This window comes from Acinetobacter stercoris, from assembly GCF_900323515.1.
Lineage (GTDB): Bacteria > Pseudomonadota > Gammaproteobacteria > Pseudomonadales > Moraxellaceae > Acinetobacter > Acinetobacter stercoris.
Map to the genome: position 1 here is coordinate 1 of NZ_OOGT01000078.1, position 16,384 is coordinate 16,384.

Below are 16,384 nucleotides of genomic sequence, written 5' to 3' on the forward strand. Positions count from 1 at the left end.
ATATATAAAAAAGGAACAGATCACTTTACGGCAAATAATTGATATGTATTCAATTTATAAGGAATATTATCAGAATACACAATTTTCTATTTTCGAACATGATTTTGCAAAAAAGCAAGGGGCAATTGTTATTTTCCATCCTGAAACGCATGAAATTGTGGGTTTTTCCACAGTTGATATTCAACATTTCGAATATCAGCATAAGAAATATACGGTGCTATTTAGTGGTGATACCGTGATACAAAAAGAGTTTTGGGGAGCAAAAGTATTACATAGAACAATGCTTAAGCTCGTGATCAAATTACGAATCAGGTATATGCGTGATGAGTTTTATTGGTTATTGATATCAAAAGGTTATAAAACCTATCTGCTTTTGGCAAATAACTATTATGTATATTACCCACATGTTGATGGCAAGTATCAAGAATTAGTGCCTATTGTTGAGAAATATTGCAAAGAATTTTTCACAGAATATTTTGATGAACAAACAGGATTATTAAATTTTGGAACAGATTATCAACCGCTAAAAACTGATGTAGCGCCAATTACTGAAGAAATGCGACTTATAAATCCCAATATTGCATTTTTTGAAGAAAAAAATCCGACATGGCAACTTGGTACAGAATTGCCCTGTATAGGTCGTATTGCTTGGTCTGATTTGATCCGTTATCCATTTCGTTTCATTAATAAGGTCTTACATGCACAACGCTTCGAATCTCTAAAAAAGGTTCGTTCATTGAGTGAGGAGTAACAGTATGTTTGATCATCGCGATATAGCTAAAATTTCAAATCGGTTTACTCATATTTCACACCATATTTTAAAATATCGATGTGATCAGCAAGACAAAAAATTTAAGGCAAAAATGAATGATCTGAAAGGAACACAACTTGCCATTCTGGAAAAAATTTTGAGTAGTTCAAGGTTTGCACTGGATAGAAATATTAAAAATTATCAACTGTTTATAGATAAGTTAAGCATTACCCGTTATGCTGATTGGAAAGATGATATTTTAAAAAATAAGACAAATAAAAATACCATTTCTACGAGTAAATTGGTGAGGTATCAACCGACCAGTGGTTCAAGTGAACAGATCAAGTTTATTCCTTATACGCAAATGTTTTTGGATGAACTGGATGCTGCTATTGCTCCCTGGTTATCCAGTATGTACAGGAAATGTCCTGAACTGTTACAGGGAACGCACTATTGGTCTGTATCTTGGTTACCTGAAAGTCAAAGAGAAGTTTTAAAAGATGATAATTTAAACGATGACAGTGCCTTACTGGGTTTAGGTAAACGTATTCTTTCAAAATTTACCCAGGCCGTTCCTGCTGATGTTTCATTCGCTGCACAAGCAGAGGATGCCATGTTTGCAACATTGTGCTATTTGGTTGGGGATAAAAACCTTACTATGATCTCAGTTTGGAGCCCAACGTTTGCACTTCAACTTCTGGAAAAATTGGAAATATTCAAAGATGAGATTATTCAGGTTTTATCTAATGGAGATTGGGGAGGACGTGCAGATTCTCTGAAATCGGTAAAAGCACCTAAAAATAAACAGAGAGCTAATGACTTGAAGGATTGTATAGACGGTGAAACGGTCAATTTTGAACGGTTGTGGCCAAATCTTACATTAATTTCGAGTTGGGATACTGCGGGATCAAAACAATGGGCACAGGTTTTAAAAGATAAACTACCATTTGCTCATTTTGAAGGAAAGGGATTATGGGCAACAGAAGGTGTCATTACAATCCCTTATGATGATCATTATCCTTTGGCTTATCAGAGTCATTTTTATGAATTTGAATATTTAAATGGGAAAAATATTGGAAAGATCATCCCCTCTTGGAAATTAGAGTTAGGTGATTTGGTTAGCCCTATTATTACTTCTGGCAATGGACTATTACGTTATGCATTAGATGACAGTTTACTTGTCACAGGGTTTAAAGGGGAAATTCCTTGTTTTGAATTTCAGGGACGCCGTTTTGGGGTTGATCTTGTTGGTGAAAAGATTTCTCCTGATGTGGCACAACAATTATTAGAACAATTAAATGCAGACAACTTTAAAGCGATTTCTTTACTGGCTATAGACACGAAAGGATTGGAAAAACCATTCTATACCGTTTTGTTTGAAGGAGAGACTCCGCAACAATTTAATGCAGATGAAATTGATCAATTATTGAGAGCACATTTTCATTACGACCTCGCACGGGATTTGGGACAACTAAATCAGGCTATGTATTTATGTAGAGAAAATGGTTGGTTAGCTTATAAATCACTGGTTATGCATGATGGAATGATTGAGGGAAATATAAAACCGGAACCATTGAAAAAAATAAGTTTAAACAGTTTGCGATCACTTGTTTAGTTCAAAAAATTAGTGGTTATAACTGATGAGAATAATATGAATATAAATATATTTTTGGTCATACTGGGGTACCTAATTATTCAACCTGCATATGCGCTTGATTTGGATGAAGCAATTCTTGCAAGTTTAAGTTATGAGAGCCAGTTGCGCTTAAATAGAATCAGTGTAGATCAGTCTGTAGCTGAATTAGAACAAGCAAAAAAACGTTTTGGATTGAATGTGAATTTAGTCGGGCAGTATGATTTTGAACGAATTCAAACACCAAACCAAGTCATGTTTCCAACTGAAGGAACACGAAATGGACGAGGTATACAGTTACAGTTTGATTATCCAGTCTATACATCAGGTAAGCAAAAGATTGGTATCGATGCCGCAGAATCACAATTGGTTGCACAACAGCATACATATTTAAGTACAAAAGCAAAAACGATTTTGCAGACTGTCATGGTCTATACAGATGTATTGAAGAAACAAGCTTTGATTCATCTAAATGAACAGGTTTTAAGTAATTTGATGCGTAATCAATATGAAGCAAATAGAAAATACAAGGTTGGGATGATTACCCGAGCTGATTTAGCTCAAGTCGAAGCACAAGTCGCAGAAGGACATGCGGAGCTTACTCAGGCAAAATCAGATTTAATGGTGACTTCTGCAAAATTTTTCCAAGTCACTGGTATTTTTCCAGAAAAGTTAAAAGAGATTCAGTTTCTTCCCAAAATTCCTGAAAGCTTTGTTCAATTAGATCAACTGATTTTACAGCATCCTTCTCTGCAACAAGCTAAATTTGAGAAAAAAGCATTTGAAAACAGATACCGTTTAGTAAAAAAAGAGTTGAGCCCAACTGTTAATTTTACAAGTCGTTTAGGTCGACAGAATGAAGCAACTTATATTAATTCAGAAAGTGATAATTTTCTTGTTGGTGTACAAATGAATGTACCGCTTTATGATAGTGGTTTAAATAGAGCAAATATAAAAAAATCACAGTTAGATATCGAATATGCTGATCAGAAAATTGAACTGGTTCGAAAAAATTTAAGTCTGGACGTTCAGCGTAGCTACTCTCAACTGTTAAATATAAGACAAACTAAAAGCGCATTAAATTATGCGATTAAATCGGCAACAATTGCGCTGAACTATATTAAAAAAGAACTCGAATTTGGAACAAAAACGACATTTGATCTTTTGACAGCAGAACAAAAATTACTGGATGTACAAACCAGGCAGGTGATTAATAATCAAGACGAAGTCGTTTTAACTTATCAGATTTTAGAGCTCATTGGTCAACTTGACTCAGAGGAAATAAGTAAAAAAAATTTAATTTAGTGGTAAAATAATTATGAAAAATCAAAAAGATATTGCGGAAATCGAGACTGGTTTTGTGTCAAGATCAGCAGCTAAAAACGATGATTTCAGTATACGAAAAATTATTGCTATTCCTTTAACTACAAGAGGAATTTTACTCAGTTTTCAACGAGAACCTAGTTATTTTCAGGCTTCTAATGTTTTGTATACATACAATGATCATTCTGTTGTGGAGGATAGCCATACTCAAAAAATAGTAGCCTGTTTAAGTAATGGCTCCAGACCTTGTTATGTTAATCGGCAAATACAGATTATGCGTTATTCATGTGATTTACGTGTAGATCCTGAGTATCGTGGAAATGTCTTAAAATATTTGGCAAAGCGTATGCGTGAGACGATGCTTGACCCGGATTTTAGTCAATGCATTATTTTTAATGATAACCATGTTGCCCGGGCAGCGATACAAACGGGCAAATTTGGAATGCCAAGCTACTATTCGGAAGGTAATATTGAAACTCTGACTCTGACTGGATTTAAGTCAGAAAAGAAAATCCAAAACTTTCTATCCCAATCCATCTCATCACAACATATTTCACAAATTAGACATTGTGAGGCAAGACCAGAACATATTCCATTAATGAATAATTTCATAAAAAAAATGTCTGAATATTATAACTATATTCCTGCATATGATTTTTCAGAATTATTAGATAACAACCCATACTTTAATGGTTTGGACTTGAAGGATTTTCAATTATATTTTGATGGAATAGAGTTGGTCGGGATGTTTGGATTGTGGGATCAACATTCATTCAGGCAAAGCAAGGTTTTAGATTATGGAAAGGTTATCGGCTTTGCTCGACCTTTTTATAATTATATGACCCGATTAGCGGGTGGTTTAACTTTACCCGAAAAGGGGCAGTCACTGAAATATCATGTTTTGCATTCTTTACTTTGTCATCCTGAATTTTTAGCTTTACATCATCAAATGTTAAAAGATGCTTATACATTGTCTCTAAAAAGAGGGATTAATAATATCAGTTTTACTGTTTCTCACCGTGATCCACGATTTCAGTTAAACCAGTTTTATAAGGGGCAAGTCCTGACTGGCAATCATGCTTTTTTGAGTTTTTCAGGCGATCCACGTGAAAAAATGGATTCAAGACTTATTCCATTTTTTGAAGCTGGACGCATCTAGTGAGTCTCTGATTTAGGCAATGAAAACTTTCTATTGATCGTTTTCATTGCCTGGATTGGCGCTAAATATCTTTAAGTTTTAGATGGCTGATTAATAAGTATAGACATAATGCTCCTATGCCTAGACAGAAACCGATGACACCAATGTCTAAACCGAAATGGTCTGCTAAATATCCTACGGTAACAATGGGAACAATGGTTCCTAGATATGCAATGAATAAATAGGTAGAAACTACTGCAGCACGATTTTCCAGCTTTGTCACTTTATGAATATAAGCAAATGCGCCTAATAATCCGAAACCATGTCCAATACCCACTAAAATATTACTGATAAAAAATAATGGGCTCCAGTGTAAAACCATACAAAGTGCTAAAAAAATGAGGCTAGAAATCAGCATAAGTAAGCCAATATTTAATGCCTTATGCATAGGCATTGATTTGGCAATAAATTGTGAAATTGCTGAAATTAACAAAATACTGGCGATAGAAATCCCGCTAACTAAAGGACCATGCCAAGGTACGACATCTTTAATAAAAGATGGTGAAAGTGAAGCAAATAAGCTAAATGCAGCAAAGCCACTAAAAGCTGTAAAACTGGCAATATAAAAAAACTTTTTATGTTGTGATTCTGGTAATTGTAAATGCGGTTTTAAAGACAATTTTTCTGGCTGGATTGCGGGAGATCTGAGGCGAAATAAAGCACCAAAGCTAATCATTGCTCCTGCAATGATCGGAATATATGGAGTAACTAATGGATGTGCAGAGAACTCAGCAATGATCCCGCCAATAAAAGGACCCAAGCCAAAACCAATCGAAATAATAATTGAACTTAGTTGTGCAGCACCGTGTTTGTGACTATCAGGCGTAGTATGAATAAGCCCTATCATTGCTGATGTTGTAATCAATCCAGAAGCAATGCCGATGATAAATCTTCCGACACCAAGCACATAAGCATTTGAGGCTATAGCAGAAAGTATAAGACCTACAATGACAAAGAATAAACCTGCTTGTAAAACTTTCACATAGCCAAAGGTATTACTGGTACGTCCTAAAAATAACAAGGTGGTAAGACAACCAAACATGTAAGCCACAAAAATAAAAGTGATATGGCTTGGAAGCAAATGCCAGACTTCCTGATAGATTGGATATAAAGGGCTTGCTAAAGCCGTACCAATGGTTCCGATACAGAGTGCTAGGCTGACCAGTATAAATGGTCGCCATGATTGCTGATTCATAAAATAGTGCTTTAAAAATAGAAGTACCCATCTTTTTCATGATAAAAACGGGTACTTGGAGAAATAGCGAAATTGAGTTCAAGACTAAAACTTAATCAATTTTAGGTCAATTCAAATCTTGAGATTTTGTGTTTCCATTGCTATTTCTTCAGAGAAGATATGAATCAGTCTTGCCAGGTTTTTGAATTTTACTTTTTTATATAAGTTTTTGTTTTAATATGTTTATTTTGTATAAATTAAGGTTGAGATATTTATGCATTGATCTTTGTTGCATAGTTTATGCAACAGTGTTTCCCATTATTTAAACCATAAAATTTTAAATTTAGGTTTTACACAGCCGAAAAACAGTTGTTCTTCTGACTGAAATAATAGCTCAACCTGACTTAAATGATATGCTGCATATCAAGTATAACGTTTAAACAATTTCAATAACTCCTGTAATTCATCTTCATCTACTACATCAGTATTTTTTAAAACATGATGACGTAGATGTTGTTCGATGAGTTCATTCATTAAACCATTTACAGCCCCTTTAATAGCGGCAACTTGTTGTAAAACATCAATGCAAGAATTTTCTTCATTTTTTAAAGAATCTTCTATGGCATTCATTTGCCCTTGTAGGCGTTTTATTCGGTTGAGGAGCTTTTTATCCTGATGTAGGTGACTCATTTGCTTTTTCCAAATTTTATATACTCCCTTATAGTATATTTATTCTTCAACTTGTATACTAAGGGGGAGTATTTTTGAGAATTAAAAATGCAATTTCAACCCATTGATCGACAACATTCCCATCAATTTGATGAAGGAAATCCTCTGGCACAAAAGAAAATCCTGATTGCGACTTTGTTAACCGCAATTATGATGATTTTTGAAATTATTGGTGGATGGGTATTTAACTCCATGGCACTACTAGCTGATGGATGGCATATGAGTTCACATATGGCGGCTTTGGGGTTGGCGTATATTGCTTATAGAGCAGCCAGAAAATATTCAAATGATGATCGTTTCAGTTTTGGTACATGGAAGATTGAAATATTGGGAGGATATAGCAGTGCGATCATTTTGATTATGGTTGCTGCATTGATGTTATTTCAGTCAGTTGAAAGGATTTTTAATCCTGTCTCGATTCATTTTAACGAAGCTATTCCGATTGCAATCATAGGTTTAGTGGTGAATCTTATTTGTGCATGGTTACTTAACGATGAACATCATCATGATCACCATCACCATCACCATCATGCACATGATCATCATGATCTAAATCAAAAAGCTGCTTTTTTACATGTCGTTGCCGATGCTGTAACTTCTGTTTTGGCGATCGCTGCCTTGATTGCAGGTAAATATTTAGGATGGGATTTCCTGGATCCAGTTTTAGGAATTTTAGGAGCAATTTTAGTTGCTAAATGGTCTATTGGTTTAATGCGTCAAACAGGAAAAACTTTATTAGATGCGGAAATGGATCATCCTGTGGTTGAGGAAATTATTGAAGTGATTGAGGGATTAAAAAGTGATGTAAAAATAACTGATTTACACGTTTGGAAAGTTGGAAAAGGCAAGTTTTCCTGTATTTTGGTACTGGAAACTGCTGATAAAAACTTAACAGCTGATATGGTTCGCTACGCTTTGTCTATTCATGATGAAATTGTGCATGTTTCAGTTGAAATTAACCGACCTGCAACTTTTTCATTTGTTCCACGTGAAACTGGATCTATGTGGTGATTTTGTGATGATTTAAAGGTACTTGCACTTTTGTGATTTTTTTAAGATTAAAATGATGTCAAAATTAGTGAAGACTTAGAGCTTAATATGTTGAAAAAAGTGTTGGTTTTTACGCTTGGTTTTACGATCACTGGGGTGATCAGTGCAAGCACGGATAGTGTTAAATACTTACTAAGTAAACAATATCCCAATGTAAAAATTGAAAATATACAAGCTACAGAGGTTCAGGGACTATATAGTGGTACTCTGGATAATCAGATTGTATACATAGATGAGAAAGCCCAGCATATTTTGGTTGGTTCAATGATCCGATTAAAGGATCAGCATAATCTAACCAAAGACTTGGTGTTAAAACAAAATTCTATTGATTTTCAAAAACTTCCTAAACAAGATGCAATCAGAACAATCAGGGGGAATGGTAAGCGTCAGCTTGCAATCTTTTCTGACCCAAATTGCCAATATTGCAAGGCTCTTGAAGGGAATTTAGCCAAGTTAAATGATGTCACTATTTATACATTTATTTATCCAATAAAAACGCAATCCATTATCCCATCTAAACAAGTATGGTGCTCACCGAATAAAGAATATGCATGGAAAAGTTTATTGGTCAATGGTGTAAAACCGACTGCCCCTGCGAATTGTGAAAACCCAATTGAACGTAATCTGGATTTGGGACGTCGTTTAGGTCTAAATGGTACACCAGCAATTATTTTCTCAAATGGTTACAAAGCAATGGGTGCTTATCCAAGTGAGAAAATAGAACAAATCTGGAAAGAATCAGGGCTTTGATTTGAAAATAATCTAAGTATATTTTTAATGATAAATCAAATTCGGCACTCCCCCCTTTCCGCGATGAAAGGGGGGAAATCTGTTTAGCCTGTTCGTTTGGCAATAAAGTTATAGATGATTAAAACAATAATAGCTCCGATTACAGAGGCAATAAAACCAGCCGAAGCATTTTCACCATACCATCCTAACCAGCGTCCTACATATGTGGCAAGTAATGCACCCACAATACCGAGTAGTGTTGTCATGATAAAGCCTGCCTTATCTTCTCCAGGATGAATCGCTCGGGCAATAAGACCAGCAATAAAACCAACAACAATTGCGACAATAAATGACCACATCATCATTCTCCTTTGTTCTTTTCTTTTATCAATTTAGGGTAACTTGCTACAGCTTATATTTATGATTCATCAAAGTATTTAGACATGAAAGAGCAGGATTGAAAAAAGTTGTTGTTTTTTTGTGCGAACAGGAGGAAGAAAAGTATATTTCTAAGCCAATGANAAAAAATATTATTTTATTTAGAAGGAAATGCCAGTCTGTTATTAAACAGACTGGCATTAGGACAATACAGTATTTAATTTAGCTGATATTAGAGACCAATTTCACCAATAAAAGGAATATGGCGATATTTTTGATCGTAGTCTAAGCCATAACCAACAATAAATTTATCTTCGACTTCAAAGCCCAAGAACTTAACATTCAAATCAATCTCACGGCGTGAGGGTTTGCTTATCAATGTACAGAGTTCTATTGAGTTTGGATTTCGAGTTTGCAGTATCTCTAATACTTTACTTAGAGTATTTCCAGAGTCGATAATATCTTCAACGACCAATACATCTTTGTCATGAATGTCGCCGTCGAGATCCTTTAAAATTTTTACATCACGCGTTGATGTTGTGCCACTGCCATAGCTAGAAACTGTCATAAAATCGAGTTCATGCGTTTTACTGATCGCTCTGCATAAATCAGCCATGAAAATTACTGAGCCACGAAGTAAGCCAATCAAGACCAGCTCTTTATCACTTTTGGCATAATGCGCATCAATTTGTTTACCCAGTTCTTTGACTTTAGCTTGAATTTCTTCAGTAGAAATCATCACTTTCATTTCAACGGTCATGGAAAATACCTAAAACATCAATGCAAAAAAATAAAAAAGGCGTTGACCTGCAACACCTCGAATTTGCCATAATTTTAAAACATATCACTGTCAGATGCATCATTTTTGACAGAATTAATGTAATTTGTCCTGTTTTTCCTGGCTATCACGCTTCAATAAAAATGCACAAGTGACAAATAGTGCAGTAAAAAGCATAAACTTTTTTTTAGATGATTTTGGCGGATTATTTTTGTTCATAGACTTTTTGACCATAGATGTATGTAGCATGGATATTACGATCATCTCCCATCGTCATGAGTGCAAATACAGCATCCTCGATATCTTTTGCTTTAGACTGGCGAAGTTGTTGCAATGCTGTGGCTTTGAGATTTAATACTATAAAGTCAGCTTCTTTTCCAACATTGAAATTACCTAATTTTTCATCTAAATCGAGGGCTTTGGCACTACCTAATGTTGCATGATAAAGTGATTCAAATGCTGAGAGTTTTTCGCCCTGTAATTGTTGGACTTTATAAGCTTCATTTAAGGTTTGTAGTTGGCAGAATGATGTTCCAGCACCAATATCAGTTCCCAAACCAACTTTAACCTGCTTATCCCATGCTTTTTTTAATGGAAATAAACCACTACCTAAAAACAGGTTTGAAGTTGGGCAAAAAGCAATAGCTGAACCAGTTTTATGCATGCAATCCCATTCACTTTCTTCTAAATGTACACAGTGTGCAAACACTGAACGGTTGCCTGTCAATCCATAATGGTCATAAACATCCAGATAACCTTTTTGTTCCGGGAATAATTCTTTTACCCACGCAATTTCATTTTTATTTTCACTTAAATGTGTATGTACATAAACATCAGGATATTCCATTTTAAGCTGCCCAGCTTTTTGCAATTGCTCAGGTGTTGAAGTAGGTGCAAAACGGGGTGTAATGGCATATAGCGCACGACCACGACCATGCCATTTTTCAATCAGGGCTTTGGAGTCGAGATAAGCACTTTCTGCCGTGTCTAGCAGTGCTTCAGGTGCATTACGATCCATCAGCACCTTACCTGCAATCAGACGCATATTATGATGTTCTGCTGCTTCAAATAAAGCATCGACTGATTCAGGGTGTACAGTACAAAAAACCAGAGCAGTGGTTGTACCATTTTTAAGTAATTCTTCGACAAAAAATTGAGCAATCTTGTCTGCGTAAGTTTTATCTTTAAATTGGATTTCAGTTGGAAAAGTATAGGTATTCAACCATTCTAAAAGCTGTTCACCATATGCACCGACCATTTCTGTCTGTGGAAAGTGAATATGGCTATCAATAAAACCAGGAACGATCAGCTGTTCTGGATAATGTTCAAGTTCAACATTTACGGGAACGTGATTTTTACCTTGCTCCCAAGTACCGAACCAAGTGATTTTCCCATTTTCAGTTATGAGTAATCCATCCGCTATATAACGAGTTTGTGAAGGGATTTCCGAGGCTTGGGATACTGTATTCTGAATATCTAGAAAACGTCCACGAATGGCTTGAAATGTTGTTGTTGAAGACATGAAAAACCTGCAATTTATACTTTTTTCGGTTGATTATACCTTAAAAAATTATGTTCACCTGCACGTTTGGCTTTTTGTTATATTGATCTTGCTATCCTGTCTTTAAGATCTGGGAATAAGAGTTTGAAATCACAATATAAATTACAATTGTCACGAATTTTATCTGAACAGACTGAAATTCTGCAAAGATTAGAGTATTTAAGACATTTGGATAAAAAAGCTTATCTGTGCGCTGGAGTCATTCGCAATGCTGTCTGGGCACATTTACATGAGCAAGGCATTGATATTTATGGGACTGAGATTGATGTGATTTTTTATGATGAAATGGATCCAGAAAATCAAAAAGCACAATATCTAATGCAGCAGTTAGAACATAAATTTCCAGAAAATGATTGGGATGTGATTAACCAGGCTTTAGTCCATACTTGGTATAAAACAGAGAATAATCAAACCATAAATCCACTAGTATCGATAGAGCATGCTTTATCGCTTTGGCCAGAAACTGCAACGGCTGTTGCTGTGCGTTTAGATGATCAGCACGATATACAGATTATTGCACCATTTGGTCTGGATGATTTATTTGAGTTAAAGTTACGCTGGAATAAGCAGTTAGTCAGTCATGAAACGTTTAAGAAAAGATATCAGGCAAAAAGATTCTTTGAACGGTTTCCAAAATTGCAACTCATTGATTAATGTGACTTCATGATTTGACAGAAGTCACATTAATCGAACTGAAATTAAGACCTTAATACCTGCTTTTTACTATGGCGAATAGATAGCCATGCAGTAACGCTGAGGACGATAGCGATAAAGCTTAAAGAAATCCAGATCGGCATATGGAATATATCAAGTAGTAACATTTTTGCACCAACGAACAAGAGGATGATACCTAAGCCATAAGGTAAATAATGCATTTTAGCTGCTGCGCCTGAAACCAGAAAAAACATGGCACGAAGACCAAGAATTGCCATTAAGTTAGCACTTAAAACAATAAATGGATCTGTCGTTACAGCAAAAATAGCTGGAATCGAATCTACTGCAAAAATAACATCTGAAAACTCTACCAAGATGAGAGCTACAAATAATGGTGTTGCCCAAAGTACACCATTTTTACGAATGAAAAACTTACTACCTTCGAGTTGAGGGGTTATTCGCATCCATTTACGCAACCATTTGAGCAGTTTCATATCTTCAATATTAGGATCTTCATCCTGCCCTTTCAGAAATTTGAAACCTGTATAAACCAAGAATGCACCTGCAATATATAGCACCCATGCAAACTCCTGAACCAACCATGCGCCGATTAAAATAAAAACTGTTCTTAAGATAATTGCGCCAAGAACACCAAATAATAAGAGTTGGCGTTGATACGCAGGTGGAATTGCAAAAGCTGCCATAATCATTAACCAGACAAAAACATTGTCAATAGCAAGTGATTTTTCGAGTAAATAACCTGTGATGTATTCAAGGGTTTTTTGATTGGCGATGCTTATACCTGCTGTTTGTTGCAGATAAAACCACATCCCACCTGCAAAAAGCATGGCAACGCTGACCCATGCGATACTCCAGTATGCAGCAGTTTTAATGGGGACTGCCTGACAGCCATGTTTTTTAAAACTGAGAAAGTCGATTGCCAGCATGATTAAAATGATGCTGAAAAAAGCCAGATAAAGCCAAATATTACCGATAGATTCCATTTTAATCTCCTCATCCGGCAATTGGCCACAAAAAAACCTTGACCTGTTGCCAGATGGATTTCATCTGTATCAACATGATCAAGGTCTTGCCAACATTATCAAAAATTTTCTTTGATAATGTTCAGATACCGACTTTTTGCAAAGTGTATTGACGATATCTGACACGTAAATTGTGTTTTTACGCTCTGGGAGGCTACTCCCCTTGTCTTAAACTGTTTATAGAAATATAAGTATTTCTAAATATTGCTAAAGGATTGCACATTTTAAAAACAAGTGCAAAGTTTATTTTTGCATTTTTTGTGGCATAAAATCAGTTCGATTCACCAAAACAATCGCCAAAATAGTACCTAGGGTTGCCAGTATACCGCCAACAACCCCAATATTTTCCAATCCCCAGTGTGTGGTCACAATACCACCGAGCAATGCACCCCCACCGATGCCAACATTATAAAGACCTGAATAGATGGCCATAGCCACATCTGTCGCATCTGATGCCAAATTTAGTGTTTTGGCCTGCTGCGCAAGACTAAAACAGATAATGCCCATCCCCCAAAATAAACTTAAAACAGTCAGGCTCAACACTCCGTGAGCAAGTGGGAGTAATAAAAACATAGAAACTGCTAAACAAAGGCTACTCAAGGGAATAGAAACTTTTGGATATCTCGCACCGAATTTCCCAAATAAATAAGATCCTAAAAAACCTGCTGCGCCATAAATGAGTAGCAGATTGGTCGTTTGCTCTGAACTGAAATGCGCGATATTGAGTGCAAAAGGTTCGATATAGCTGTATGCGGTAAATTGCGCAGTAATCACGATGACGGTTAATGCAAAAACAATCACTAAACTTGGGCGTTTAAATAGTACATTCAAGCTACTCAAAGAGCCTGAATTTACACTAGGTAATAATGGCAGGGTTTTCGCCAAAATCAGGCAAACCAGTGTTGCACAGACTGCGATTAAGGCAAAGGTGTTACGCCAGCCATAGGATTCGCCAATCATGCGACCAAATGGAATGCCAAGTACCATGGCCAGGGCTGTACCTGTTGCAAGTAAGCCTAGGGCCTGTAGCTCTTTGCCCTTTGGAGCTACGCGAACAGCGAGTGATGCAGTAATCGACCAGAATACAGCATGTGAAAAAGCTATACCGATACGGCTGGTCAGTAATACACTAAAATCCCAGGCAAAATAAGACAAAATATGACTGGCAATAAAAATCAGGAATAAGGCTATTAATAAAAAACGTCGTTCAATCTTTCGAGTCAGTAACATCATGGGTAATGATGCGGGAGCAACCACCCATGCATAGATGGTAATCATCATGCCAACGTCAGTAACTGGCATGGCAAAGCTTTTACCTATATCACTGAGTAATGCAACTGGAATAAATTCCGTGGTATTAAAGATAAAAGCAGCAAAAGCCAGACTAATAACACTAATCCATTGTTGAGTGTTATTGGGAGTATTTTCAGGAGATATGGCAGACATGAATAGGCACTTTATCAAGATAAACTAAATTTTAAGTATCTTGCATGACAATGTTAAGACTTATTTACAAAGCTATATCTAAGCTGGTAAATGTCATTGAGTCCTCAGATAGATCGGTTTATAAATAATCTCAACCGTAAATGACTTTAAATAATAAAGTATGCTGAAAAAGGCAGTACTTACATCGGAGTGTACCTTAAAATGGGTGACATCATTGCCATCGTTCTTCCAGTCTTTGCCATCATTCTGTTTGGTTATTTATGTAGAACGTCTGGTAAACTTGGTTCACATGCTGCATCAGAAATCAACAAAGCCGTTGTTTGGGTATTTTTACCCGCCCTTCTATTTAAAATATGTGCAACTTCTCATTTCAATGAAATCTGGAAACCCGAATTTGTTATTTCCTATACTCTGGGCTGTATTATCGTTTTTGCTTTTATTTTCGTCTGGCGGCTATTACAACGACATGATTTAAAAATTGCAAGTATTGATGGATTAAGTGTTTCATATGCCAATACCGGTTATATTGGAATCCCTTTTTGTGTTTTGTTATTTGGTGAAAATGGGTTAAAACCAGCCATGATCGCAACCTTGATCGTCGTTGTGGTTTTATTTGCAATTTCCGTTATTCTGATCGAAGTTTCACAGCAAAAAGCAGCCAGTTTCTGGATGACTATCAAAAATATAGTCATTGCATTGCTTAAAAATCCAATCATCATTGCACCTACACTCGGGTTTGGTTATGCATGGTTAGGTTTGGGGATTGCCAAACCATTTATGCATTTGCTGGATATGTTAGCGCTAGCGACCTCTCCATGTGCTTTAATTTCTTTGGGATTGTTCTTGGCTGAAAAGAAACCGGCTTTTCAAAGCCGGTCATTTATTCCATTGGTTTTTGCTAAACTGATCCTTCAACCTGTAGTTACTGCTTTTTTTGTACTTTGGGTATTTGATTTACCCAAAATGTGGGCTCATAGTGCAATTGTGTTAAGTGCCTTACCGACGGGAACAGGGCCATATATGTTGGCAGAGTTGTATCGGACAGAAGCAAAAACCATTTCAGAAAGTATCTTGTGGTCTACTGTATTATCTATGCTGACTTTAACGGGATTATTAATATTTTTTAATTAAAAAAGAGTGCGGACAAAAAAACGCAACAGTTTCCTGTCATAATTTATGGCATGGTTAACCCTTGGATTTAGAATGAGAATAGGAAAATGTTAGAAATAAAACATGTAGATGATGGAAAAAAAGGTGAATTTTTTATTGGAGAAGATGGTCATCATTTAGCTGAAATGGCTTATACATGGGCAGGTGATGATAAATTTATTATAGATCATACGATCGTGAGTGATGAATTGCGTGGACAGGGTGTTGGTCGAAAATTACTGGATCAGACCATTGAATTGGCACGTGATAAGAATGTGAAAATTATTCCACTTTGCCCCTTTTCCAAATCAGAATTTGAAAAAGATGCATCTATTCGTGATGTTTTGAATTAGTTCTTTGTATTTGGTAGATTAAAATTTATCTTTTTTTGTAGGATGAATCCATGCAAATACAGCATCATGATGATGGGCAAACAGGTGAGTTTTTTATTCTCGACGACCAAGGTGAACGTATTGCAGAGTTCAATTACATCTGGGAAGGCGATCATAGATTTGCAGCCAATCATACTTGGGTGGATGACTCCTTACGGGGGCAAGGTGTTGCCCGTCAACTATTAGATGCTGCTGTAGCATTTGCACGTGAAAAACAAGTGAAAATTATTCCAATTTGTTCCTATGTGGATGTCATGTTTAAACGAGATAAAAGTTTTGCAGATGTCATAGCTTGAATAAGATAGATCAGAAAGCCCAGCTAATAAGCTGGGCTTTTTTATTTGTCTTTTACCAGATGTTAAGCTTTTGAATAAAATACATGAAAATATATTATAT

17 protein-coding genes are annotated in these 16,384 nt (G+C 36.0%); 10 read left to right on the forward strand and 7 right to left on the reverse strand.

Going from position 1 to position 16,384, the window contains the following annotated elements; genetic code table 11:
• The 4 genes from KPC_RS09700 to KPC_RS09715 form a co-directional block, all read left to right on the forward strand.
• Positions 1 to 751, forward strand: a 751-nt coding sequence (locus KPC_RS09700) for a hypothetical protein (protein ID WP_121974176.1), incomplete at its 5' end; no start/stop codon positions are given.
• Between the two features lie 4 nt (positions 752 to 755).
• Positions 756 to 2,366 (forward strand): GH3 family domain-containing protein, encoded by a 1,611-nt coding sequence (locus KPC_RS09705; protein ID WP_121974177.1) that lies wholly within the window; start codon positions 756 to 758, stop codon positions 2,364 to 2,366.
• 36 nt (positions 2,367 to 2,402) lie between these two features.
• Positions 2,403 to 3,689: a TolC family protein gene (locus tag KPC_RS09710; RefSeq protein WP_121974178.1), complete on the forward strand. Its 1,287-nt coding sequence runs from the start codon at positions 2,403 to 2,405 to the stop codon at positions 3,687 to 3,689.
• A gap of 13 nt (positions 3,690 to 3,702) precedes the next feature.
• On the forward strand, positions 3,703 to 4,866 hold the full coding sequence (locus KPC_RS09715; protein ID WP_121974179.1) for a hypothetical protein: 1,164 nt from the start codon (positions 3,703 to 3,705) through the stop codon (positions 4,864 to 4,866).
• Positions 4,867 to 4,927: 61 nt separating this feature from the next.
• Here KPC_RS09715 and KPC_RS09720 read toward each other — a convergent pair whose 3' ends face one another.
• Together KPC_RS09720 and KPC_RS09725 are read right to left on the reverse strand one after the other, a co-directional pair.
• Complete coding sequence (locus KPC_RS09720) at positions 4,928 to 6,100, reverse strand: MFS transporter (protein ID WP_121974180.1); 1,173 nt, start codon at positions 6,098 to 6,100, stop codon at positions 4,928 to 4,930.
• 402 nt (positions 6,101 to 6,502) lie between these two features.
• On the reverse strand, positions 6,503 to 6,769 hold the full coding sequence (locus KPC_RS09725; RefSeq protein WP_121974181.1) for a metal/formaldehyde-sensitive transcriptional repressor: 267 nt from the start codon (positions 6,767 to 6,769) through the stop codon (positions 6,503 to 6,505).
• Between the two features lie 87 nt (positions 6,770 to 6,856).
• Between KPC_RS09725 and dmeF the strand changes: the two genes are divergently transcribed.
• Both dmeF and KPC_RS09735 read left to right on the forward strand, forming a co-directional pair.
• The gene (gene dmeF, locus KPC_RS09730) at positions 6,857 to 7,819 is read left to right on the forward strand and encodes a CDF family Co(II)/Ni(II) efflux transporter DmeF (protein ID WP_121974182.1); all 963 of its coding nucleotides are present in this window, start codon (positions 6,857 to 6,859) and stop codon (positions 7,817 to 7,819) included.
• Between the two features lie 87 nt (positions 7,820 to 7,906).
• A complete protein-coding gene (locus KPC_RS09735; protein WP_121974183.1) occupies positions 7,907 to 8,608 on the forward strand; it encodes a DsbC family protein in 702 nt (233 codons plus the stop codon).
• Positions 8,609 to 8,691: 83 nt separating this feature from the next.
• Here the strand turns inward: KPC_RS09735 and KPC_RS09740 are convergent, their stop codons facing one another.
• The 3 genes from KPC_RS09740 to guaD form a co-directional block, all read right to left on the reverse strand.
• Positions 8,692 to 8,946 (reverse strand): GlsB/YeaQ/YmgE family stress response membrane protein, encoded by a 255-nt coding sequence (locus KPC_RS09740; RefSeq protein ID WP_121974184.1) that lies wholly within the window; start codon positions 8,944 to 8,946, stop codon positions 8,692 to 8,694.
• Between the two features lie 251 nt (positions 8,947 to 9,197).
• The gene (gene hpt, locus KPC_RS09745; RefSeq protein ID WP_121974185.1) at positions 9,198 to 9,725 is read right to left on the reverse strand and encodes a hypoxanthine phosphoribosyltransferase; all 528 of its coding nucleotides are present in this window, start codon (positions 9,723 to 9,725) and stop codon (positions 9,198 to 9,200) included.
• A gap of 223 nt (positions 9,726 to 9,948) precedes the next feature.
• Positions 9,949 to 11,265, reverse strand: a complete 1,317-nt coding sequence (gene guaD, locus KPC_RS09750) for a guanine deaminase (RefSeq protein ID WP_121974186.1) — start codon at positions 11,263 to 11,265, stop codon at positions 9,949 to 9,951.
• A 123-nt stretch (positions 11,266 to 11,388) separates the two neighbouring features.
• Between guaD and KPC_RS09755 the strand changes: the two genes are divergently transcribed.
• Complete coding sequence (locus KPC_RS09755; protein WP_121974187.1) at positions 11,389 to 11,958, forward strand: nucleotidyltransferase family protein; 570 nt, start codon at positions 11,389 to 11,391, stop codon at positions 11,956 to 11,958.
• Between the two features lie 44 nt (positions 11,959 to 12,002).
• Here KPC_RS09755 and KPC_RS09760 read toward each other — a convergent pair whose 3' ends face one another.
• Together KPC_RS09760 and KPC_RS09765 are read right to left on the reverse strand one after the other, a co-directional pair.
• Positions 12,003 to 12,962: a TerC family protein gene (locus tag KPC_RS09760; RefSeq protein ID WP_121974188.1), complete on the reverse strand. Its 960-nt coding sequence runs from the start codon at positions 12,960 to 12,962 to the stop codon at positions 12,003 to 12,005.
• Positions 12,963 to 13,244: 282 nt separating this feature from the next.
• Positions 13,245 to 14,447 (reverse strand): sugar transporter, encoded by a 1,203-nt coding sequence (locus tag KPC_RS09765; RefSeq protein ID WP_121974189.1) that lies wholly within the window; start codon positions 14,445 to 14,447, stop codon positions 13,245 to 13,247.
• Positions 14,448 to 14,648: 201 nt separating this feature from the next.
• Between KPC_RS09765 and KPC_RS09770 the strand changes: the two genes are divergently transcribed.
• The 3 genes from KPC_RS09770 to KPC_RS09780 all read left to right on the forward strand — a co-directional run bounded on the left by KPC_RS09770 (position 14,649) and on the right by KPC_RS09780 (position 16,284).
• Positions 14,649 to 15,578, forward strand: a complete 930-nt coding sequence (locus KPC_RS09770; RefSeq protein WP_121974190.1) for an AEC family transporter — start codon at positions 14,649 to 14,651, stop codon at positions 15,576 to 15,578.
• Between the two features lie 86 nt (positions 15,579 to 15,664).
• Positions 15,665 to 15,949: a GNAT family N-acetyltransferase gene (locus KPC_RS09775; protein ID WP_121974191.1), complete on the forward strand. Its 285-nt coding sequence runs from the start codon at positions 15,665 to 15,667 to the stop codon at positions 15,947 to 15,949.
• Between the two features lie 50 nt (positions 15,950 to 15,999).
• Complete coding sequence (locus KPC_RS09780; RefSeq protein WP_121974192.1) at positions 16,000 to 16,284, forward strand: GNAT family N-acetyltransferase; 285 nt, start codon at positions 16,000 to 16,002, stop codon at positions 16,282 to 16,284.
• Positions 16,285 to 16,384 lie beyond the last annotated feature (100 nt).